General features: G+C 66.2%; 19 protein-coding genes and 1 other RNA gene. 5 read left to right on the top strand and 15 right to left on the bottom strand.

All coding sequences use genetic code 11. The features are described from left to right. Nucleotides 1-93: 93 nt before the first annotated feature. The 7 genes from murD to rsmH all read right to left on the bottom strand — a co-directional run bounded on the left by murD (nt 94) and on the right by rsmH (nt 8,819). The gene (murD, locus tag F8237_RS23735) at nt 94-1,494 is read right to left on the bottom strand and encodes a UDP-N-acetylmuramoyl-L-alanine--D-glutamate ligase (RefSeq protein ID WP_151648421.1); all 1,401 of its coding nucleotides are present in this window, start codon (nt 1,492-1,494) and stop codon (nt 94-96) included. 10 nt (nt 1,495-1,504) lie between these two features. Continuing rightward, the gene (mraY, locus tag F8237_RS23730; protein ID WP_015684264.1) at nt 1,505-2,608 is read right to left on the bottom strand and encodes a phospho-N-acetylmuramoyl-pentapeptide-transferase; all 1,104 of its coding nucleotides are present in this window, start codon (nt 2,606-2,608) and stop codon (nt 1,505-1,507) included. Between the two features lie 141 nt (nt 2,609-2,749). After that, the gene (locus F8237_RS23725; protein WP_151648419.1) at nt 2,750-4,129 is read right to left on the bottom strand and encodes a UDP-N-acetylmuramoyl-tripeptide--D-alanyl-D-alanine ligase; all 1,380 of its coding nucleotides are present in this window, start codon (nt 4,127-4,129) and stop codon (nt 2,750-2,752) included. Next, complete coding sequence (locus tag F8237_RS23720) at nt 4,126-5,598, bottom strand: UDP-N-acetylmuramoyl-L-alanyl-D-glutamate--2,6-diaminopimelate ligase (RefSeq protein WP_151648417.1); 1,473 nt, start codon at nt 5,596-5,598, stop codon at nt 4,126-4,128. Before F8237_RS23720 ends, F8237_RS23725 begins: the two co-directional genes overlap by 4 nt. 84 nt (nt 5,599-5,682) lie before the next feature. Next, nucleotides 5,683-7,437, bottom strand: a complete 1,755-nt coding sequence (locus tag F8237_RS23715; protein WP_151648415.1) for a peptidoglycan D,D-transpeptidase FtsI family protein — start codon at nt 7,435-7,437, stop codon at nt 5,683-5,685. Continuing rightward, nucleotides 7,434-7,826: a cell division protein FtsL gene (gene ftsL / locus F8237_RS23710; RefSeq protein ID WP_151648413.1), complete on the bottom strand. Its 393-nt coding sequence runs from the start codon at nt 7,824-7,826 to the stop codon at nt 7,434-7,436. Before ftsL ends, F8237_RS23715 begins: the two co-directional genes overlap by 4 nt. Nucleotides 7,827-7,829: 3 nt before the next feature. Further along, the gene (gene rsmH, locus F8237_RS23705) at nt 7,830-8,819 is read right to left on the bottom strand and encodes a 16S rRNA (cytosine(1402)-N(4))-methyltransferase RsmH (RefSeq protein ID WP_162006187.1); all 990 of its coding nucleotides are present in this window, start codon (nt 8,817-8,819) and stop codon (nt 7,830-7,832) included. Nucleotides 8,820-9,331: 512 nt separating this feature from the next. Here rsmH and F8237_RS23700 point away from each other — a divergent pair. Beyond that, a complete protein-coding gene (locus tag F8237_RS23700; protein ID WP_151648409.1) occupies nt 9,332-10,114 on the top strand; it encodes an N-acetylmuramoyl-L-alanine amidase in 783 nt (260 codons plus the stop codon). Between the two features lie 148 nt (nt 10,115-10,262). On the opposite strand, the gene F8237_RS23690 is transcribed toward F8237_RS23700, so the two are convergent. Further along, nucleotides 10,263-11,495, bottom strand: coding sequence for an RNA polymerase sigma factor (locus tag F8237_RS23690; protein WP_151648407.1), 1,233 nt, complete (start codon nt 11,493-11,495; stop codon nt 10,263-10,265). A gap of 22 nt (nt 11,496-11,517) precedes the next feature. Further along, complete coding sequence (locus F8237_RS23685) at nt 11,518-11,871, bottom strand: YciI family protein (RefSeq protein WP_151648405.1); 354 nt, start codon at nt 11,869-11,871, stop codon at nt 11,518-11,520. 150 nt (nt 11,872-12,021) lie between these two features. Here F8237_RS23685 and rnpB point away from each other — a divergent pair. Further along, nucleotides 12,022-12,438: RNase P RNA component class A (rnpB, locus tag F8237_RS23680), an RNA gene on the top strand. Between the two features lie 245 nt (nt 12,439-12,683). Here the strand turns inward: rnpB and F8237_RS23675 are convergent. Next, nucleotides 12,684-13,148, bottom strand: a complete 465-nt coding sequence (locus F8237_RS23675) for a DUF983 domain-containing protein (RefSeq protein ID WP_162006186.1) — start codon at nt 13,146-13,148, stop codon at nt 12,684-12,686. A gap of 49 nt (nt 13,149-13,197) precedes the next feature. Between F8237_RS23675 and F8237_RS23670 the strand changes: the two genes are divergently transcribed. Next, nucleotides 13,198-14,568 carry an aminotransferase-like domain-containing protein gene (locus tag F8237_RS23670; protein ID WP_162006185.1) on the top strand — a complete coding sequence of 457 codons (1,371 nt, stop codon included), beginning with the start codon at nt 13,198-13,200 and terminating at the stop codon, nt 14,566-14,568. Between the two features lies 1 nt (nt 14,569). On the opposite strand, the gene F8237_RS23665 is transcribed toward F8237_RS23670, so the two are convergent. Continuing rightward, nucleotides 14,570-14,830 (bottom strand): hypothetical protein, encoded by a 261-nt coding sequence (locus tag F8237_RS23665; RefSeq protein ID WP_151648399.1) that lies wholly within the window; start codon nt 14,828-14,830, stop codon nt 14,570-14,572. Nucleotides 14,831-15,058: 228 nt separating this feature from the next. Here F8237_RS23665 and F8237_RS23660 point away from each other — a divergent pair, with 228 nt between their 5' ends. After that, nucleotides 15,059-15,811, top strand: coding sequence for a sulfite exporter TauE/SafE family protein (locus F8237_RS23660; RefSeq protein ID WP_151648397.1), 753 nt, complete (start codon nt 15,059-15,061; stop codon nt 15,809-15,811). A gap of 74 nt (nt 15,812-15,885) precedes the next feature. On the opposite strand, the gene F8237_RS23655 is transcribed toward F8237_RS23660, so the two are convergent. Further along, nucleotides 15,886-16,254: a DsrE family protein gene (locus tag F8237_RS23655; protein ID WP_244623742.1), complete on the bottom strand. Its 369-nt coding sequence runs from the start codon at nt 16,252-16,254 to the stop codon at nt 15,886-15,888. Between the two features lie 83 nt (nt 16,255-16,337). Here F8237_RS23655 and F8237_RS23650 point away from each other — a divergent pair, with 83 nt between their 5' ends. After that, nucleotides 16,338-17,378 (top strand): AraC family transcriptional regulator, encoded by a 1,041-nt coding sequence (locus tag F8237_RS23650; protein WP_201280144.1) that lies wholly within the window; start codon nt 16,338-16,340, stop codon nt 17,376-17,378. On the opposite strand, the gene F8237_RS23645 is transcribed toward F8237_RS23650, so the two are convergent. The 3 genes from F8237_RS23645 to F8237_RS23635 form a co-directional block, all read right to left on the bottom strand. After that, nucleotides 17,261-18,589, bottom strand: a complete 1,329-nt coding sequence (locus F8237_RS23645; RefSeq protein ID WP_151648391.1) for an O-antigen ligase family protein — start codon at nt 18,587-18,589, stop codon at nt 17,261-17,263. The genes F8237_RS23650 and F8237_RS23645 overlap by 118 nt on opposite strands. A gap of 73 nt (nt 18,590-18,662) precedes the next feature. Beyond that, on the bottom strand, nt 18,663-20,057 hold the full coding sequence (locus tag F8237_RS23640) for an MATE family efflux transporter (RefSeq protein WP_151648389.1): 1,395 nt from the start codon (nt 20,055-20,057) through the stop codon (nt 18,663-18,665). Between the two features lie 55 nt (nt 20,058-20,112). Further along, nucleotides 20,113-21,912: an ABC transporter ATP-binding protein gene (locus F8237_RS23635; RefSeq protein WP_162006184.1), complete on the bottom strand. Its 1,800-nt coding sequence runs from the start codon at nt 21,910-21,912 to the stop codon at nt 20,113-20,115. Between the last annotated feature and the right edge of the window lie 19 nt (nt 21,913-21,931).

The following is a 21,931-nucleotide window of genomic DNA, read 5'->3' as shown; positions in this document are numbered from 1 at the left end:
CCGCAGCCTTTCGGCTCAAGCGCCGTCTCTGGAATACTGGATCGCCCGATCAAGTCGGGCGATGACAGCGGAGCAAGGAGTGGCGGCGCGCGCTCACACCACCGGCTTCACGCCCGGCAGCGCCTGCACCAGCTCGCGGAACCTGGTGCCGCGGATCTCGAAGTTGCGGTACTGGTCGAAGGAGGCGCAGGCTGGCGACAGCAGTACGACCGCATCCTGCAAGCCCGACGCTTCCGCATCACGCGCGGCGTGCTCGACGGCGACGTCCAGCGTCTGGCTGATCTCGTGTGCTGCCTGCGTGCCGAGCGTGCCCGAAAACTCCGGCGCGGCCTCGCCGATCAGATAGGCCTTGCGGATGCGCGGAAAGAAGCCGGTCAGGCTGGTGATGCCGCCGGCCTTCGGCTTGCCGCCGGCGATCCAGAAGATTTCCGAGAAAGATGACAGGGCATGCGCGGTGGCATCCGCATTGGTGCCCTTGGAGTCGTTCACGAACAGCACGTTGCCGCGGCGGCCGACCTGCTCCATACGGTGCGCCAGGCCGGGAAAGCTGCGCAGGCCGTTCTGCAGGACATCCAGACTGATGCCCATCGCCAGCGCGGCAGCGGCAGCGCAGGCCGCATTCTGTGCGTTATGCTGGCCGCGCAGCGAGCCGATGCCGCCAAGCTTTGCGACCTCGCTGCGCGCGCCGCCCGCGGTGCGCACGATGGTGCCGTGCTCGACATGGATGCCGCTCGCCAGCGGATTCTTCACGGAGATGCGCACGACGTTCTTGCCGGCACGGTCGAGCCGGTCGGCGATGTCGCGGCAAAAGCCATCATCGACGCCGACGATCGCGGTGCCGCCAGCCTGCACGCCCGCAACAAGCCGCTCCTTCACCGCGGCGTAATGCGCGATGGTGCCGTGGCGGTCGATGTGGTCTTCGCTGACGTTCAGCAAAATGCCGACGGACGGATCGAGCGAGGGCGTGAGGTCGATCTGGTACGACGACATCTCGATCACATGGACGCGGCCAATGCGCGGCGGCTCCAGCGACAGGATCGCGGTGCCGATATTGCCGCCCATCTGGGTGTCGTAGCCGGCGACCTTGGTCAGGTGCGCGATCAGCGCCGTCGTGGTCGACTTGCCGTTGGTGCCGGTGATGGCGACGAACGGCGCGTCCGGCGCATGGCGGCGACGCTCGCGGCAGAACAGCTCGATGTCGCCGATCACCTCGACTCCGGCTTCACGCGCCTTCAGTACGCTCCAGTGCGGCACCGGGTGGGTCAGCGGCACGCCCGGCGCAAGCACGAGCGCCGCGAAATTCGTCCAGGAGACGTTGCGCAGATCCGCGGTGATGAAACCGGCCTGCGCCGCCTTGGCGACGTTCTCGGCATTGTCGTCGGCGGCGATCACCTCGGCGCCGCCCGCCTTCAGCGCGTGGCACGAGGCGAGCCCCGAGCCGCCGAGGCCGAACACCGCGACCGTCTTGCCGCCGAAGGAGGTGACGGGAATCATGGCGTGACCGTCAACGCAGCTTCAGGGTGGAGAGGCCGGCGAGCGCCAGCATCACCGAGATGATCCAGAAGCGGATCACGATCTGCGGCTCGGTCCAGCCGAGCTGCTCGAAATGGTGATGGATCGGCGCCATGCGGAAGATGCGCTTGCCCGTGAGCTTGAACGACACCACCTGCACGATGACGGAAACCGCCTCCAGCACGAACAGGCCGCCGATCACCGCGAGCACGATCTCGTGCTTCACCGCGACCGCGATCGCACCCAGCATGCCGCCCAGCGCGAGCGAGCCGGTGTCGCCCATGAAGATCGAAGCTGGTGGGGCATTGAACCAGAGAAAACCGAGGCCGGCCCCGAGCAGCGCGCCGCAGAGCACCGCGAGCTCGCCGGTGCCGGCGACATATTTGATCTGCAGATAGTCGGCGAACACCGCGTTGCCGGCGAGATAGGCGATCATCGCAAAGCTCGCGGTCGCGATCATCACGGGCACGATGGCGAGGCCGTCGAGGCCGTCGGTGAGGTTCACCGCGTTGCCGGCGCCGACGATGACGAAAGCGCCGAACACGACGAAGAACCAGCCGAAATGCAGCACCGTGTCCTTCAGGAACGGTATCGTCAGCGCGGTCGACGCGGGGTCGCGGTTCAGGCGCACCAGCGCATAGCAGGCCACCAGCGCGATCGCGGCTTCGATCAGCAGGCGAAGCTTGCTGCCGAACCCGCTCGTGGTCTGCTTGGTCACCTTGAGGTAATCGTCATAGAAGCCGACAAAGCCGAAGCCGAGCGTCACCGCCAGCACGATCCAGACATAGGGGTTGAGCGGATTGGCCCACAGCACCGTGCCGACCGTGAGGCCGGACAGGATCATCAGCCCACCCATGGTGGGCGTGCCTTTCTTGGCGAGATGCGATTGCGGACCGTCGGCCCGGATCGGCTGGCCCTTGCCCTGGCGGAGGCGCAGATGGTCGATGATCCAGGGCCCGAACAGGAACACGAACAGCGCCCCGGTGACGACGGCGCCGCCGGTGCGGAAGGTGATGTAGCGGAAGACGTTCAGGAAGGTGCGAACCGCACCGAAGCCCGGAAATGTATTGGAAAGCTCGATCAGCCAGTAAAACATTCAGACGGTCCTATGGCGCCTTTGCACGCGGGTGTGCCTCATGCGCATTCGCGGGTCTTCATCATGGGGTCGGGCGACCCTTGGAAAACGGACGGCTTCGCGCCGCAAGGAGGGATTCGGGAACAGCGCCTTCCAAGCAGTTTACGCCTTTGTCTGCAAGGCGGCCACCAGCCCCGGTACAAACTTGTTGACCCAGAACATCTTCTTGCTGCCCTTGACAACCACGACATCGCCCGCCTTCAGCAGATTTGCCACCTCGGCCGGCTTCAGCGTCGCGGGATCGTCGTGCCAGCCCAGCCCTTTGCCCGCAGGCAGGACGTCGTAGAGATGACGCATCAGGGGGCCGACGCAGTAGACGCCGTCGATGCCGTCGAGATGGCTGGCGAGGCCGGTGTGATAGCTTGGTGCGTCATCGCCCAGTTCCAGCATGTCGCCGAGCACCGCAATGCGGCGGCCACCGGTGACGTTGCGCGCCTGCAGGCTCTGCAGCGCAGCCGCCACGCTGGCAGGATTGCCGTTGAAGCTGTCGTCGATCACGGTGACGCCGCCGACCGCCTGCTCGACACCGCGGCCGGTCATGATGCCGACCCGGTCGAGCTTGATCGCGAGCGTCGATGCGTCAAGATGCGCGGCGCGGATCGAGGCAAGCGCGGCCAGCGCATTCTGCACCCGGTGCGGTGCGCCCGGCGTCAGGCTGAAGGCGATCTCCTTCTTGCCGATCATGGCCACGACCTGCCAGCTCTCGCCATGCGGCGCGTGCGCGACCTCATGCACCTCGGCATGCTCGCCGAAGCGCACCACCTTGCCCTTCCATTCGGACGCCTTGAGCCCGGCGGGCAACACCAGCACGCCGTCCTCGGGCAGGCCGAGCGCGATCGACACCTTCTCGCGGCGGATGGCTTCGAGCGAGCCGAGCTTTTCCAGATGCACCGGCTGGACGTTGACGACGAGCGCGACGGTCGGCCGCGTCAATTCGCTGAGCCGCGCGATCTCGCCCTGCTGGTTCATGCCCATCTCGACGACCCAGAGGCTGGCGTCCGGCCGCGCATTGCACAGCGTCAGCGGCACGCCCCAGAAATTGTTGAAGCTCGACGGGCTGGCGTAGGCGCCCGGATAGGCCGCGAGGAATTCCTTGGTGCTGGTCTTGCCGGCACTGCCGGTGAGGCCGATCACCGGTCCATGGAAGCGTGCGCGTGCCGCGCGCGCGAGGCCCCAGAGGCCGTCGATCAGCGTGTCCTTGACGACGATCTGCGGGATCCGGATGCCAGCGATCTCGTGCGGCACGATCATCGCGACCGCGCCGGAGGCTTCCGCCTTGTCGGCAAACTCCCAGCCGTCACGCGCGCTGGCGAAGGCCGAGATGAAGCCGCCGCTCGGCGTCCCGCTCAGCGCGACGAACAGGCTGCCCGGCTTCACCAGGCGGCTGTCCTGGGTGACGAAGTCGATCGGCGTGTCCGGGAATGATCCGGCAGCGCCCAGCGCGCGCGCCACTTCGGCAACCGTCCATAGTGGCCCGCTCATGCAACCCTCGTCGCTAATGCGGCGGCGACCGCCTCGTGATCACTGAAAGGCAGCACCTGGCCGCCCACGATCTGCCCGGTCTCGTGGCCCTTGCCGGCGATCAGCAGCGCATCGCCGTCTTGCAATTCCTCGATCGCGGTGCGGATCGCCGCGGCACGGTCGCCGATCTCGCGGGCGCCCTTTGCTGTCGCGAGGATCTCGGCACGAATGACGTCCGGCTTCTCGCTGCGCGGATTGTCGTCGGTGACGATGATTCCGTCGGCGTTCTCCGCCGCGATCTCGCCCATGATCGGACGCTTGCCGGCATCGCGATCGCCGCCGGCGCCGAACACGACGACCAGCCGGCGCCTGGCGTAGGGCCGCAGCGCCTGCAACGCCTTCGCCAGCGCATCGGGCTTGTGCGCGTAGTCGACAAAGATCGGCGCGCCGTTGCGCTCGCCAACTCGCTCGAGCCGGCCCTTGGCACCTTCGAGGTGTTCGAGGCTCGCGAACACGTCGGCCGCATCGCTGCCGGTGCCGATGGCGAGCCCAGCCGACACCAGCGCGTTCTCGATCTGGAATTCGCCGACCAGCGGCAGCCGGACCTCATGACGTCTGCCGCAATGCTCGAGTGCAAGCACTTGCGAAAAACCTTCGACCGTGGCGCCGCCAAGGCGGATGCCCTCGCCGGCCCCGTCGCCGTTGCGGCCGACCGCCATCACGCGCAGGCCGCGCGACGTCGCCGCCTCGATCGCCTCCGCCGAGCAATCATGATCGGCCGAGATCACCGCTGCGCCTCCGGGCTGAACCAATTCGCGGAACAGACGAAGCTTCGCCGCAAGGTAATGCGCGACGGTCGGGTGGTAGTCCATGTGGTCGCGCGAGAGGTTGGTGAAGCCGCCGGCCGAGACACGCACGCCGTCGAGGCGGTACTGATCGAGCCCGTGCGATGACGCCTCGAACGCAAGATGCGTGACGCCCTCGCGCGCGATCTCGTCGAGCTGCCGGTGCAGCGCGATCGGATCCGGCGTCGTCAGCGAGCCGTACACCGTGCGCTTCGGCGAAACGAGACCGATGGTGCCGATACTGGCGGAGGCATGCCCCAGGCGCTCCCAGATCTGGCGCGTGAATGCGGCAACCGAGGTCTTGCCGCTGGTGCCGGTCACCGCGGCAATGGTCGAAGGCTGCGCGGGGAAGAATCTGGCTGCGGCCAGGGCCAGCGCGCGGCGCGGATTGGCCACTTTGATGAACGGCACCTTGCTCGCCGCCGGCGCATGATCACCGACCACCGCCACCGCGCCTGCGGCAACCGCGGCATCAATGAAGCGCGCACCGTCGGTCTTGCTGCCCGCGAGCGCGAAGAAGAGATCGCCCGGCTTGACCACGCGGCTGTCGAGCGCGACGCCGGTCACCTCGAGCGCCGCGACAGCGGGCTCGATCGCGGCATCATTGCCCAGAACGTCCTTGCTGAGTAGGTCGCGCAGCTTCATGGTCTTCCAGTCGACATGCCGTGCCGGAAAGCCGAACCTTCGGAAAAGCCCCGACTCATCGGCGGCAACGGCTTACCCAGTTGATTACTGGGTTGTCCTGGATGCTGCAAGAATAAGGCGCTCGGACGGCGGCAAATCGAACCGCGGCTCGACGCCCAGAAGCGGCGCGATCCGCTCGATCACCTTGCCGCCGGTCGGCACCGCGTTCCAGCCCGAGGTGATGAAACCATGCGTTTCGGGAGTCGCCTGCGGCTCGTCCAGCATGATCAGGATCTGATATTTCGGATCGTCGCAGGGCATGATCGCCGTGAACGAGTTGAGCACCCGCTTCTTGGCATAGCGGCCGTTGATGACCTTCTCGGACGTGCCGGTCTTGCCGCCGACATAGTAACCCTTGACGTCGGCGGTCTTGGCGGTGCCGATTTCGGCATTGAGCCGCATCAGGAACCGCATCTTGTCGCTGGTCTCCGTCTTGATGACGCGCTTGGCGATCGCCGCCGCTTCGGCTTCAGTGCGCTTCATGAAGGTCGGCGGAATCAGATAGCCGCCGTTGACCAGCGAGTTGATGCCCATCACCGCCTGGAGCGGCGCCACCGACATGCCCTGGCCGAACGCGATGGTCACAGTGTTCAGCTCACCCCAGCGCCGCGGTACCAGCGGCGCCGCGCTCTCCGGCAATTCGGTGCGAAGCCGCGTCAGCTGGCCCATCTTGGCGAGGAACGCCTTGTGCGCCTCGACACCCTGGCCGAGCGCGATCCGCGCCGCGCCGATGTTGGACGAGAAAGTGAACACTTCCTTGGTGTTGATGAAACGTCCGAGCGGATGGCTGTCGTGAATGGTGAACTTGCCGTAGTGCAGGTTTCCGCGCGCATCCCACGACGAATTCAGATTGATCTTTCCGGAATCGAGCGCCATCGCCAACGTGAACGCCTTGAAGGTCGAGCCCATCTCGTAGACGCCGGTGGTCAGGCGATTGATGCGATCGGGATCGTGCGCTTCCTTCGGATTGTTGGGATCGAAATCGGGAAGCGAGACCATCGCCACGATCTCGCCGGTCTTGACGTTGGAGACGATGCCGGACGCCGCCTTGGCGTGGAACTTGTCCTTGGCTTTCAGCAGCTCGTCTCGCAGCGCGTGCTCGACGCGCAGATCGACCGACAGCTCGATCGGCTTCTGCAGCCGGTCGGTGGCGAAGCCGGCGCGATGGAGATCGGCGAGCCCTTGATTGTCGAGCCACTTCTCCATCCCGGCGATGCCCTGGTTGTCGATGTTGACCAGACCGATGAGGTGGGCGACCTCGTTGCCGGTCGGGTAGACGCGCTTGTTCTCGCGCAGGAACCCGATGCCGGGAATGCCGAGCTTGTGGATGTCCTGCTGCTGCTTCGGCGTGATCTCGCGCTTCAGCCAGACGAAGCCCTTGCGCGTCTTCAAGCGGTCGCGCACTTCGGCCTCGTCCAGATCGGGCACGGTGGCGGTGAGAAGCTCGATCGCCTCGTCCTTGTCGATGATGCGGCGCGGCTCGCCGAACAGGCTCGCGGCCTTGACGTCGGTGGCGAGGATCGCGCCGTTGCGGTCGACGATGTCGGGCCGCGCGGTCGCGACCACTTCCTGCGCCGCGGCACGCCGCGCGCTGTGGGCGTCGGCGCCGATCGCGAACATCACGAGCCGGCCCCCGATCAGGACGTAGACCGAGGTGAAGGCCAGCATCGCAAGCCCGACGCGCGCCCGCGCCTTCGCCGCGCGGTCGACATTGCGCCCGTAGAGCAGGCTGCGGATCAGCCGCTGCCCCCAGGGTTCGGTCGGCTTTCCAGTCGGGTTGGCCGGAGTCGGGGCGCTCATTGCTTGTCCTCGGGCTGAGGTACGGAGCCCGTCACGGTGTCAGGGTCGCTCGCGGCTTCGATGGTGCTGAGCATGGCCCCGATCGGGTCGGGCTCGCCCGGCCTGAACATCCGCGGCGGACGCTCCGGCAGGTTCTTCAGCGAGTCATATTGCGTGCCGTTGACCGGCTTGAGCGGCAGATGCCGCTCCGACAGGCCTTGCAGGCGCAGCGGCGCATCGAGCTTGGCCCATTCCGAGCGCAGCGACGCGATCGCATCGCGCTGCTCGCGAATCTCCGCATGCAGCCGCAGCACCTTCTCGGTGCGGGCCGTCGAATCCATCTTGATCCGGTAGACATAGGCCGCCGCGAAGATCAGCGCGCCGATGACGAGGAGGTGGATGAAGCGCATGGGCTAGCCTCCCCTCAACACGTCGGAGAGCTTCGGCCAGGACGATTGCTCGCTATCGTGATGCGCGGGCGCCGAGGTACGCTCGGCGGCGCGCAGCTTTGCCGAACGCGCGCGCGGGTTATGCGCGACTTCCTCTTCGCCGGCGACCACCGGCCGTCGCGTCAGGAGCTGGAAGCTCGGCGCGGTTTGCGCCACTTCCGGCAGATGCCGTGAGCCGCCGCCGGTCTTGCTACGCTCGGCGAGGAAATTCTTGACGATGCGGTCTTCCAGCGAATGGAACGAGACTACGACGAGCCGGCCACCCGGCCTGAGCACGCGCTCGGCGGCAGCCAGCGCGGCCTGAAGCTCTTCGAGCTCTTCGTTGACGAAGATGCGCAGGGCCTGGAACGTCCGCGTCGCCGGATGAATGTCGCCGGGCTTGGAGCGCACCACCCGGCCGACGAGATCGGCGAGCGCGCGCGTGGTCGTGAACGGCGTGTCCTGCCGGTCCGCGACGACGGCACGAGCGATGCGGCGCGAATGCCGTTCCTCGCCGAAGAGATAGATGATGTCGGCAATATCGCCTTCGGAGGCGCGGGCGACAACGTCGGCCGCGGTCGGTCCCGTCTGCCCCATCCGCATGTCGAGCGGACCATCGAGGCGGAACGAGAAGCCGCGACCGGCCTGGTCGAGCTGCATCGAGGACACCCCGACATCCATCACGACGCCGTCGACGGCCTCGACGCCCTGCGCCGCGCAGACCTCGGCCAGATTGGAGAAGCGGTCCTCGACCAACGTCAGCCGGCCGGCGGAGCGCTCGACCAGCTCGGCGCCGCCTGCGATCGCCGTACGATCGCGGTCGATCGCGATCACGCGGGTTCCCGGCACGTCGAGAATGGCGCGGCTGTAGCCGCCGGCGCCGAAGGTGGCGTCGATATAGAGTCCGCCCTCGCGCGGCGCGAGATGGTCGATCGCCTCGCGGCCGAGAACGGGGATGTGCGGAGCCGAGCTCATGCGCCAAGCCCGCCGAGCGTCCATGCAAAATCTGGGGCGAGCGAGCCCATTACGCCTCGAATAATTCCGCGTCGCGGCGGTTCCACGACCCAACCCCTGTGCAGCACGGTATCCGAGCCCGGTCGCCCTGAGCGGCAAACCCAGTGTTCCCAGTGGAATTTGTCGGGCAGCCATGGGATTTCGAGCCAAAATACGCTTTGGCCGCCTCCGGACGCGGGTCGGCTCTTCATCCCTCAGTAACGGCCCTTAGCGTTAAGAAAGCGTTGATCGGCCGGTTACAAGTCGAAAAGGTAAGGCGGCGGTGATGCCTCATCCACACACCCGCTCAAAATGCACCTGTTAACCGCGCCGCGCGATTGCGCCCAAGGGAGGGTAAAGGAATAGTAAAGAGAAGGGCTTGGCCCACTCTCCCATTCCGACTTGAGCTGTCTATGTCGTCCGGTTCGTCCACACCGTCTGGATCTGATTCGAAGCGTCAACGCGTTCTCCCGGTTCCCAAGGCCGCGGCGAACATGCGGACGTTCGAACCGGATTCCTCGATTGTCTCCGACATCATCCCCTCGCCCAACCATGGCGAGCGCAACAAGGGACGGCAGGCGGACATGATCGTGCTGCACTACACCGGCATGCCCGACGTCGAGGGCGCGCTGGCGCGGCTGTGCACGGCGGGCACTGAAGTGTCGGCACATTACGTCGTGCTGGAGGACGGCCGCATCGTGCAATGCGTGCCCGAGGCCAGGCGCGCCTGGCACGCCGGCGTCTCGTCCTGGGCCGGCGAGGACGACATCAATTCCTGCTCGATCGGCATCGAGATCGTCAATCGCGGCCATGATTGGGGCTATCCGGAATATCCGCTGCGCCAGATCGCCGCCGTGATCGCGCTGTGCCGCGGCATCATGCTTCGCCGCAAGGTGCCGGCGCACCGGGTACTCGGCCATTCCGACGTCGCACCCGCGCGCAAGAAGGACCCCGGCGAAAAATTCCCATGGCATTCGCTGGCGAATTCCGGCGTCGGCCACTGGGTGACGCCCGCGCCCGTCGTGCGCGGCGAGAGCCTGATGCTCGGCACCATCAGCGACGAGGTGCTGAGCCTGCAGCAGGCGCTGGCCAGATACGGATATGGCGTGCCGCTCTCCGGCAAATACGACGCCGCGACGATGGAAGTTGTCACCGCATTTCAACGGCACTTCCGCCCCGCGCGGCTGGACGGCGTCGCGGATCATTCGACGCTGTCGACATTGCAGGCGCTGCTGGCGAGCTTGCCGGCGGAGGGGACCGTCGTCGCATCGAAGTGATCCCGGGGCTTGCGCCATTCTCGTGTCCCGGACGCGCGAAGCGCGAGCCGGGACCCAGTCGGCGACAAGATCCGCGACGGTGAGATGGGCCCCGGCTCTGCAGCGCATCGCTGAAGAAGCGCTGCGCTGCGTCCGGGGCACGAGAGGCCTACTCCATCTCCCGCATCCTTCGCGCATACAGCCGCCGCAACGGCTCCAGCTGCGTCGCCTCCGTCGCCGCGACATATGCCTCGCGCGCGTCCTGCTTCCGGCCCAGCCGCCGCAGCAGATCCGCACGCACTGCGGGCAGCAGCTCATAGCCATTCAGCCCGCCGCGCGCGGTGATCGCATCGACGAGGTCGAGCGCGCGCGCAGGCCCGTCGACCATCGAGACGGCCGCTGCGTGATTGAGCTCGATCACCGGCGACGGGTTGATGCGCAGCAGCACTTCGTACAGCCCGGCGATCTGCGGCCAGTCGGTCTGCTCAAAGCTCGGCGCGCGCGCATGCAGCGCGGCGATCGCGGCCTGCACGGCATAGACTTGCGGCCGGCCGGACGTGCCAAGCGCATCATCGACCAGACGCAGGCCGTCCTCGATTTGCGCCCGATCCCAGAGCGTACGGTCCTGTTCCTCGAGCAGCACGATATCGCCGGCCGAATTCGCGCGCCCGGCGCGGCGCGCATCGTGCAGCAGCATGAGGGCCAGCAGGCCCTTGATGCCGGCACGACCGGGCATCAGCAGGTCGAGCAAGCGGCCGAGCCGGATCGCCTCGGCCGCGAGATCGGGCCGCATCAGATCCGCGCCCGAGGTTGCGACATAGCCTTCGGTGAAGACCAGATAGACCACGGCGAGCACGCCATCGAGCCGCGGCGCCAGCGCGTCGCGTTCGGGCACTTCATAGGGGATACCGGCGAGCCTGATCTTCTGCTTGGCGCGAACGAGGCGCTGTGCCATCGCCTCCTCGCTGACGAGGAAGGCGCGCGCGACCTGCGCGGTCGAGAGCCCGCAGACGGTGCGCAGCGTCAGTGCGACCTGAACCTCGGGCGAAAACGCAGGATGGCAGCAGGTGAAGATCAGGCGCAGCATGTCGTCGTCGAGCATCGCCGGCGGCTCGTCGGCGGCTTGCGCGTTCAGCTCGAGCTCGTGCACGAGCTGCTGCGCCTTGCCGCGGAAGACGGTCTGGCGGCGAACCCGATCGATCGCCTTGTGCCTGGCGACATTGACCAGCCAGGCGCGCGGATTGTCAGGCAGTTCGCACGCCGTCCAGCGCTCCAGCGCAACGGCAAAGGCGTCCTGCAGCGCATCCTCGGCGAGATCGAAATCACCGACGAGGCGGATCAGCGTGGCCAGCGCCCGCCCCGCCTCGTCGCGGAATATGTTGTCGATCTCGCCCGGGTTCATGCGTCGATATACGGTTCGGCCGTCACTTGTCGTAGACCCAGATCGGCCGCACCTCGATCGACCCGATGCGCGCACTCGGAATGCGCGCGGCAATCTCGATCGCGGCGTTCAGGTCCTTGGCCTCGACCAGATAATAGCCGCCGAGCTGCTCGCGCGTCTCCGCGAACGGGCCGTCGGTCGTGAGCGTCTTGCCGTCGCGCACGCGCACGGTCGTCGCGGTCGTGGTCGGCTGCAAGCGGTCGCCGGCCTTGAAATTGCCGCTCTGGACGATGCCTTGCGTGAAGGTCTGGTATTCGGCCAGCATCTTCTGGCTGGTCGCCGCGTCGTTCTTCGCGTACTCGACCTCGTTCTGGTAGATCATCAGCAGATATTGCATCGCTTAACTCCCGTTGTTCGGTTGTGTCGCCAACATCCAGTCGAACGAGCTCGCCTCCAAACGACATCTTCAGGATAAATTATTCCGGGCAAAGCGCGCGCGGCGATATCAACTTGACGAAACCGTCACAAATGCCCCATGCGTTACCAGTCAGTCGGCCGGACGGCCGCTCCGGCAACGGTCGAAAGGCCGCCGGGGAGGAAAGTCCGGGCTCCCTTGACATACGGTGCCGGATAACGTCCGGCGGGGGCAACCCCAGGGAAAGTGCCACAGAGAACGAACCGCTCCCTCCTCGGAGGAAGTAAGGGTGAAAAGGTGCGGTAAGAGCGCACCGCGGCTCCGGCAACGGGACCGGCATGGTAAACCCCACCGGGAGCAAAACCGAATAGGGACGGCGTAGCGGGCTGTTCGCGAAAGCGATAACGCCGCGGGGCGATGTCAGGCCCGCCGTCCGGGTAGGTTGCTCGAGGCCATGTGCAAACATGGTCCCAGAGGAATGGCCGTCACGTATCGTGCGCGCAAGCGGACGGTGCCTTACAGAACCCGGCTTACAGGCCGGCTGATATTCTAAAGCGTTTTCGAGCGAAGTGGTCTTCCGGTTCGCGTGAAGAAAACGCGTCTTAAGAAAGTGACGAGGGGTTCGATGCTGACCGCATCGGACCCCTCACCATTTTCACAGGTGTCATTCCGGGGCGTGCGCAGCACGAACTATGATGCGCAATTGCGCATCTGAGAATCCATCGGGCGACGGAGACGGTGGAGCGATGGATTCCGGGCTCTCGCTTCGCGAGCCCCGGAATGACGGCTACCAATCAGGCCGCGCGCGTGTCCGCCTTCACGAAGACCGGTGCAAGCTGACCGGCGTCCCGCCGCAGCTTGGCCGCCTCGAAGCCGTGCATGCCGATCTGCCATTGCAGGCCGACGATGGCGCCTTTGGTCGGTTGCAGCAGCGCGAGCGAAGCGAACAGCGTCACCGGTAGCCACACCGCCAGTTGCAGCCAGATTGCCGGCGCATAGGCCGTCTCGACCGCGAGGATCGCCGGCACCACGAGATGACCGACCACGACCATCACGAGATAGGCCGGGAAGTCATCGGCGCGCTGGTGGAAAAGCTCCTCGCCGCAATGGTCACAAGCGTCGGCCACCTTCAGGAAGCGGCCGAACATATGTCCCTCGCCGCAATTCGGGCACTTGCCCAAAAAGCCGCGCCACATCGCCTTCGAGAGCGAGACTGAACCGGTTGCCATCACAGCACCTCTTCCTTTTCGACAATCCATACAATAATATCTTGTATCCATACATTCAAAGGATATGGGTCTAAATTGCATGGACTGGATTCCTACAATCTCGGAGCTATCAGGGCCGCGCTACCAACGCATCGTCGATGCCATGGAAGCCGACATCGCATCCGGCCGGCTGGTGCGCGGCCAGCAACTTCCGACCCAGCGCGCGCTCGCCAAGGTGCTCGGCATCGACCTCACCACCGTGACGCGCGCCTACACCGAGGCGAGGCGCCGCGGCATTCTGGAGGCCCGCGTCGGACAGGGCTCGTTCGTGTCGGAAACCAGCGCACGCCGCGCGGTCGACCTGCCGCATCCCGTCGCGATCGACCTCTCGATGAACGTGCCGCCGCATCCGTTGGAGGCGCAGCTCGACGAACGCATCATCGCCGGGATGGAAGCCATCCGCGCGCAATCGGGCCTGACGGCGCATCTCAACTACCAGCCGCCCGGCGGCAGCGCGCACGAGCGCGAGGTCGCGGCGCGCTGGCTGCGCGGCCGCGTGCCGCACGCACATGCCGACCAGCTCGTGATCTTTCCCGGCACGCAGACGATCCTGTTCAACCTGCTCGCTGATCTCGCCCGGCCCGGCGACATCGTGCTGACGGAAGCGCTGACCTTCCCGGGCATCAAGGCCGCCGCCGCGCGGCTCGGTGTCAAGCTCGTCGGCGTCGCGATGGACGACGGCGGCATCCTGCCCGATGCGCTCGCGAGGGCGTGCCGCACGCATAGCCCGAAAGCCGTCTACCTGATTCCGACGCTGCACAATCCGACCACCGCGACGCTGTCCGCCGAGCGCCGCGGCGCGATCGCAAAGATCATCCGCGATGCCGATACGATTCTGGTCGAGGATGACGCCTACGGACTGCTCGATCGTTCGGCCTCACCGATCGCCAATCTCATTCCGGAGCGGTCCTATCTCGCGACCACGCTGTCAAAATGCATCGCGCCTGCGCTGCGCGTTGCCTATCTCCTGACGCCCAACAGCGCCGCGCAGCAGGAGATGCGCAGCTATCTGCAGGCGACCGTACAGATGCCGGCGCCGCTGATGGTCGCACTGGTCACGCATTGGATCGAGATCGGCATCGCCGATCGCATCATCGCCGCCATTCGCAACGAGGCTGTTGGCCGCCAGCAGCTCGCGCAACGCACACTGAAGGGCCTTCAGTTCCTGGCCAAGCCTGCGGCTCACCATTTATGGCTGCGGCTACCGGAGGGGCGCCCCGACGTCGCGGCGCATCTGCTGCGGAATGGACTGGCCGTCGTCGCCGGCGATGCGTTCACCGTCGACGGAACGCCGCCGCATGCAGCGCGCGTCTCGCTCGGCGCCGCGCGCAACAGGGCCGAATTGACCGAAGCCCTGCGCATCCTCGTCGGCGCGCTGCAGAGGCCCGTCGACACCAGGCAGATCGTCTAGATCACTGGTGATGACGGCGATGGCGGGAGCGCACGACCGGCGCAGCGGCTGACGGATAGGCCGCATAGGCCTCGCTCGGTGCCACCGTCTCGCCACGAGCCGCGCGTCCCGCAGGCGTGAGCTGGCCGCCATTGAGCACGTCGCGGTCGGGATGAGCGGCCTGATAGGCCGCAGGCTCGGAGAACTGCGCCTGCGCCATTGTCGGCATCAACGCCGCCGCCGATAGCAGCGCAGCCGCGACGGCGGTCTTCGTGCGGGTCATGATGGTCTCCATCGTCTGGTTCGGGGACGGGCCAATCGGAACGCAGGATGGCGTCGGGCGGGCCCAGCTTGAAGTACGATCATCATGTAGGCCCGTCTTCCGCGAACGCCCGCCTCGGGGGATCACGCTTGCGTGCGGTTTTGAAATTGACCTCCAGGGTCGCAGCCGTGCTATGCGGACGGTAGCGATCAACAGTTCGGGATCGCCCATTGCGACAAGGACGATCTGTTGGAAACGAGCACCTACGCGCTGCTGCTGTTCGGCGCATTGGCCGGCGGCTTCGTCTCGGGCCTGGCGGGCTTCGGCACGGCGCTGATGGCGCTCGGTATCTGGCTCTATGTCCTGCCGCCGTCGCTGGCGGTGCCGCTGGTGCTGATCTGCTCGGTGATCGCGCAGACCTCGACGCTGCCGTCGATGTGGAAGAGTTTCGATCTCTCGCTGGTGTGGCCGTTCCTGATCGGAGGACTGATCGGCGTTCCCTTGGGGACCATGATGGTCGCCTCCGCCGATCCGAAGGTGTTCAAACTGAGCGTCGGCGTCCTGCTGCTGATCTTTTCGAGCGCGCTCTATCTGAACAAGAAGCCGCTCGCCATCAAGTTCGGCGGCCGGATCGCGGACGGCGCGATCGGCTTTGCCGGCGGCATTCTCGGCGGCCTTGCCGGACTCTCGGGACCGCTGCCGATCCTCTGGGCCAACATCCGCGGCTGGAACAAGCATGAGCGGCGCGGCATCTTCCAGCTGTTCAATTTCACGGTGCTCGCGACCGCGCTGATCGTGCAGACGGCGTCGGGCCTCGTCGCGTTCAAGGTGGTCTGGCTCGCGCTGATCGCCTTTCCGGGCACGCTAATCGGCGCGTGGACCGGCGCGCGCGTCTATCATGCGTTGAGCGACAAGCATTTTGGCGATGTCGTGCTCGGCCTGTTGTTCCTGTCGGGCCTCGGCCTGGTCTGGAACAGTTTCAGCGGTTTCGCGCCCCACTGACGGGTGCCGCCGGCAGAGCCGCATCCCCCGATCGGAGGATGCGGCGAGCCGGAAACATTCTTATTGATTCCGGCTCAGAAGCTCAGCGTGGCGGCACCGCCCTTGATCAGTTCGTGCATCACGCTCGCACCGGAAATGACAACGCCATCCAGCAGGTCCTCTTGTGCGTAACCGCGGCTCTTGACGCAGGGCGTGCAGGCCCAGAGCTTGCCGCCCCTGTTCATGAAATCGCGCAGCATGGCGGCAAGGCCATCGAGCGGCTTGACCTGCGTGAGATCGGCGGCGCCGTGCCGCACGATGTCGACACCGGCGCTGGTCAGAAAGATCGAGACCTTCAGGCCGGCCGTCATCCCGCCGAGCGCGATGGTCACGCCAACGGACGACAATTCGTGGTCGATGCCATGCGTGATGACGACGACCAGATCACGTGCCTCGTTATTCAAGTTGCTTACCTCTTCAATTGTTTTGCGAGGTTTCATCCTATGTCTCTGTGGATCGGCCGAACATGACCAGGACCCCGCAAGTCTTGCCCGAAACGCCGGCTGACCTTCTCTCCGAGGTGCTGGGCAGCATGCATCTTGCCGGCACCGTGCTTTTCCGCGCCGAGTTTCGCGAGCCGTGGGCGATCACGACGCCGGAAGCAGGCCAGCTTGCGAGGCTCTTGCCGCTGCGCACCGACCGGATCATCCCTTTCCACATCATCGCATCGGGCAGCTGCTGGATGGAGCTGGACGGGCACGCATCGGTGCAGTTGCGCGAGGGCGATGTCGTCGTGCTTCCCTATGGCGACAGTCATCGGCTGCGCGGACGCGAGCCCATCGTGCCCATGCAGGTCGGCGGCCTGCTGCCGCGCCCGCCCTGGACAGACATTGTCGTCCTCGAGCATGGCGGCGCCGGTCCCTGCACCAGGATCATCTGCGGGTTTCTTCAGTGCGACGAATTGCTGTTCCACCCCGTGCTGCATCATCTGCCGAGATGGCTGCAGGTCAGTCCGGAAGGCCCTGCCGATGAATGGCTGGCCAGCACCATCCGCCACACCGCAGGCGAAGCGAGCACGCGGCGGCCGGGGTCGCGCAGCCAATTGCATCGCCTGACCGAGTTGATGTTCGTCGAGATCCTGCGCAAGCACATGCAGGGGCTGCCCGCGAACGAAATCGGATGGTTCGCCGCCATCAACGACCAGGTCGCAGGCGCGGGCCTGAGGCACTTGCATGCCATGCCGTTCCACGACTGGACCGTCGAGAACCTGGCACGCCGCATCGGCGTCTCGCGCACCGTGCTGGCCGAGCGCTTCAAGCACTTTCTCGATCAGCCGCCGATGCAATACCTCGTGCACTGGCGCCTGCGGCTGGCCGCCCACGCCCTGACGTCAGGGACGACGCCGATCAAGTCGATCGCCTGTCAGACCGGCTACGAATCCGAGGCGGCGTTCAGCCGGGCGTTCAAGCGTCACTTCGGGCTGCCACCGGGAGTCTGGCGCAGACGCACGCCGTCAGTCGTCGCGGCCGACCGGCCGCGCTTTTCGCCAAGGGCCATGCCGCCGGCAACACCGACACCGAGCACGTAAATCCAGCCCGCGGTGAAATCGAACAAATGCGTGTTCAATAGCGAGGACAGCATGTTCTGCACCACGACGAGCATGCCGATCCAGCAAGCCAGTCCCTCGCCGCGAAACATCAAAAGATGAGCGAACCACAACGCGTAGAGGACCAGCACGCCGACGGCACCCCACTGCACGGCAACGCTGAGCGTCTGGTTGTGCGGGTTGCTGACGATCTCGCCGCGCAGCGGATCGACCTCCGCATCGACGGCGACGCTGGCGAACAAGCCGCGGATCGCCCCGGTGCCGTGACCGGTCAGCGGCGCGTCCGCGATGAACCCCAGGGATTTGCGCCAGTACTCCAGCCGCGAGCCCATCCCGCTGACCTTCTTCTCCTGCACGCTCATCTCGTAGTCGCCCTGAAATTTGCCGATCGTCGCGCGCAGATGCGGCGAGACGGTCCAGAGCAGGACGGCCGCCAGCACCATCGCGCCGACGGCAACCAGGGCCGCACGCCGGCGCAGATGCAGCAGGGCGAACACCACGAGCAGGAGCGGCAGCGTCACCAGGGCCGTGCGCGAGACCACGACGAACATCATGTTGGCGAGGAAGCCGATCGCAAGCAACACGAATAGCGCGGCGATCCGAACGCGGCCTTGGCGAAACAGCGTCACGGCCGGATAAAGCAGCGCGATCGCGCACAGCGCGAACTCCTGGCTCTGGTCGATATAGTTGCGCACGGCGATCCCGCTCTCGACCTTGTAGGGCCCACGCGACAGATAGGGTTTGAGCGAGAGGCCGGGGTCGATCGCAACGGCGAAGGAGTACAGCATCAGCAGCGCGCAGGACGCCAGGAACGCCGAAAACACCCAATTGCCGTAGGGCCAGCGCTCGAACTGGTAGATCAGGAGCGGAATCACCAACAGCTTCGCCGCCGGCCCGATCGCATGGATTCGCTCCGGCCAGGGGGCCTCGGACCAGAGCGTCCCGAGAGCGGCGAGCACGACCAGCGCGATCGGCAGCAGGCAGACCGGGCGCAGCAGCGAGCGCGGAAACGCGCGCAGATCGAGAAAGGCAAAGGCGATCAGCCAGGGGATCAGCGCAAATGTCAGCCCGGTGGTGGTCCACGGCAGCAACAGCGCGATCAACGCGACGAAGCGGGCCGGCGTGCGGTAGCGCGCCTCCCAGATCGCCTGCAACAAGGACAGCGGCTGCTGCTCGTTCGTCACTTCGGTCATTCGGTCCTTCCGCGACCCCATCTCCACGGCGCGGCAAGTTAGCCGGAGCCGCAGGGATGGAACAAGCGGGTCGTTACGCAGGTTCACGGGCGATCGGCCCGGAGCTCGCTTGCTCCGCAGACTTCGCCTTGGGCACGCCGAGGCGCTTGCTGAACTCGCGGCGCAGCAGCCACAGGCTCAACACCGCCTGGAGCGTGGTCGCCGCGATCGAAAGATACCAGACATACTCGATGCGGAAGCCCGGCCGCGTCGAGAGCCAGATCGCCGGCAGCGAATAGGTGAACACGCGGGTTGCAGAGCTCAGCAGCACCGGCCTGGTGTTGCCGAGGCCCTGGAACATGCTGGAGCAGGTGAAGATCAGGCCCTGCGCCACCATGTTGAGCGAGATGATCCGCAGGAACAGGTAGGCGATCGCCATCGTCTCCTGGTCGTTCGAGAACCCGGCGAGCAGCAGTTCCGGCTTCAGCTGCGCCGGGATCATGAACGCGATCATCACGGCGGTGGTGATCAGCGCCGTCTTGACGAAGGTGTCGCGCACCCGCGTGCCGTTGCCGGCGCCGACATTCTGGCCGGCGATCGGCCCGGCCGCGAGCGCAACCGCGAGCGCCGGCATATGGATCAACCCGAGCACCCGTTGCCCGATGCCGAACCCGGCCTGCGCCGCCGCGCCGAAATCGCTCAGCACGTAATAGACCACCGCCATGAACATGAACATCATCGCGAACTCGCCGCCGGCCGGCAGGCCGACATTGAGGATGCGCATCAGATGACGCGGCTGCGGCCGCCACTGCGCCGGATTGAAGGCGACATAGCGCTCGACCTTGCGGAAATAGCCGAGCAGCATCAGGGTGCCGATGCCGACCGCGATCGAGCTCGCCAGCCCCGCGCCGGCGATGCCCAGCGCGTAGCCGGTCCCCCAGCCCGAGATCAGCACCGGCGCCAGCGCGATGTTGATGACGACCGCCAGCACCCGCACCAGCATGGCGGGGCGCACGATACCGGTCGCCCGCAGCGCGGATGCAGTCACCTGCATGACGAATTCGAGCGCGAGCGCCGGCATGAACCATAACAGATAAGTGGTTCCCGCCTCGATCGTCGCCTGGTCCGCGGCGACCGAACGCATGTAAGGGCGCGACAGCGCCGTTCCCGCGACCAGGGTCAGCAGACCGAACAGCACCGACAGCGTGACCGACTGGTTGAAGACCAGATTGGCATCGCCGCGGTCCTTGCGTCCCACGGCATGCGCCATCAGCGCCACCGTGCCGACGCCGAGCACCTGCAGCAGTCCGTTGACGAGAAAGCCGGCATTGCCGGCCGCGGCGACACCTGCGACGGCTGCATCGCCGAGCCCCGAAACGAAGTAGAGGTCGACCAGCTGGCAGATCATGATCGAGATCATGCCGGCCATGATCGGCGGCGACATCTGCAGGATGTGGCCCACGATGGAGCCGCGTGTCAGGTCCTTCATCTCATTCCATTTCCGGCGAGATAGCGACGGGACTTTCGTCCCGCCGCCGCGCGCCTCATTCCGCCGCTGCGATGCGTCCGAGCTCCACGACCTGGCGCTCGAACAGGCTGCGATAGATTCCCCCGGGCCTGCCCGCGAGCACGGCATGCGTGCCTTGCTCGACGATCTCGCCGCGGTCGAACACCAGGATCCGGTCGAGGCCGCGCACCGTTGACAGCCGGTGCGCGATCACGATCGAGGTGCGGCCCTTCATCAGCCGCTCCATCGCCTGCTGGATCAGCGCCTCCGATTCCGAATCGAGGCTCGAGGTTGCCTCGTCCAGGATCAGCACAGGCGTGTCCGCTAGGAAGGCGCGCGCCAGCGCGACGCGCTGCCGTTCGCCGCCCGACAATTTCACGCCGCGCTCGCCGACGAGGGTGCCGTAGCCCTTCGGCAGGCGCAGGATGAAGTCGTGCGCGTTGGCCAGCCGCGCCGCCTGCTCGATGGCCTCCAGGCTAGCGCCAGGCCGGCCATAGGCGATGTTCTCGGCAAGCGTGCGGTGAAACAGGATCGGGTCCTGCTGCACGATCGCGATCTGGCTGCGCAGCGATTGCTGCGTCGCCAGCGCGATGTCCTGCCCGTCGATCAGCACGCGGCCGCCGGAGACGTCGTAGAGCCGCTGCACCAGCTTGACGAAGGTGGTCTTGCCGGAGCCGGAGCGGCCGACGAGGCCGACCCGTTCGCCGGCGCGGATCGTCTGCGAGAGCCCATCGTAGAGCGGCGCGCGGTGGCCGCCATAATGGAACGTGACGTCGTCGAACACGATCTGGCCGCCCTCGATGGTGATCGGCCGCGCGCCAGCCGCATCGGCAATCCCGATCGGCTCGTCATGGATCGCCACCAGTTCCTCCATGTCGTTGACCGAGCGCTGGAGGTTGTTGAAGTGCATGCCGACGTCGCGCAGATAGGCGTGAATGACGTAATAGCTCGTCAGCACGTAAGTGACGTCGCCGGGCGAAGCGTGCCCGGACATCCACAGCAGCACCGCGCCACCGATCACGGACCCCCGCAGGCACAACAGCATCGAGAGCTGCGCCACGGCGGTGTAGTTGTAGCGAAACCACGTCCGCCGCACCCGCACGCGCCAGCGATTGATGACGCGCGCGAGCCGCGAATCCTCGCGCATTTCGGCGCCGAAGGATTTCACCACGGCGTTGCAGGTCAGCGCATCCGCCAGCGTGCCGCCGACCTTGGTGTCCCAGGCATTGGAGATTCGCGCGGCCGGCGCGATGTAGCGCGTCGAGAACAGCACCGTCATCGTGACATAGGCGAGCGCGCCGAGCGCGATCACGCCGCCGAGCGAGGCCCAATGCGCGCCGAGCAGGATCACCGATCCGATCAGCACGACCAGCGAGGGCAGCAGCGCCAGCAGGATGGTGTCGTTGAGCAGGTCGAGCGCCCACATGCCGCGCGTGATCTTGCGCACGGTGGAGCCGGCGAACGAATTGGCGTGCCAGTCGGTCGAGAAGCGCTGCACGCGCATGAAGGCGTCCTGCGCGACCTCCGCCATGATCTTCAGCGTGAACGGCACGATCGCCTGCAGTCCTGCGAGCCGCAGCACCATCGACGCCGCGCCCAGCGCCACGATGGCGCCGAACGCGACCAGAGCCGCATGGCGCGCATCCGGATCGGACGGCCCGCGCGTCAGCGCGTCGATCAGATGTCCGGAGAAGACCGGCATGAACAGGTCGGCGGCGGTCGCGCCCAGCAGGCTGACCACGATGACGAGCGTCCGCCCCGGCTGCTTCAGCCAGTGCCTGAACGCGAAGGGAAGCACCACGCGTATCGCCGCGGGCTTTTTTGACAGAGCGGTCATGGCATCATCCGGCCGCTTC

This window comes from Bradyrhizobium betae (assembly GCF_008932115.1).
Lineage (GTDB): Bacteria > Pseudomonadota > Alphaproteobacteria > Rhizobiales > Xanthobacteraceae > Bradyrhizobium > Bradyrhizobium betae.
This window is presented reverse-complemented; position numbering and strand designations above follow the sequence as displayed.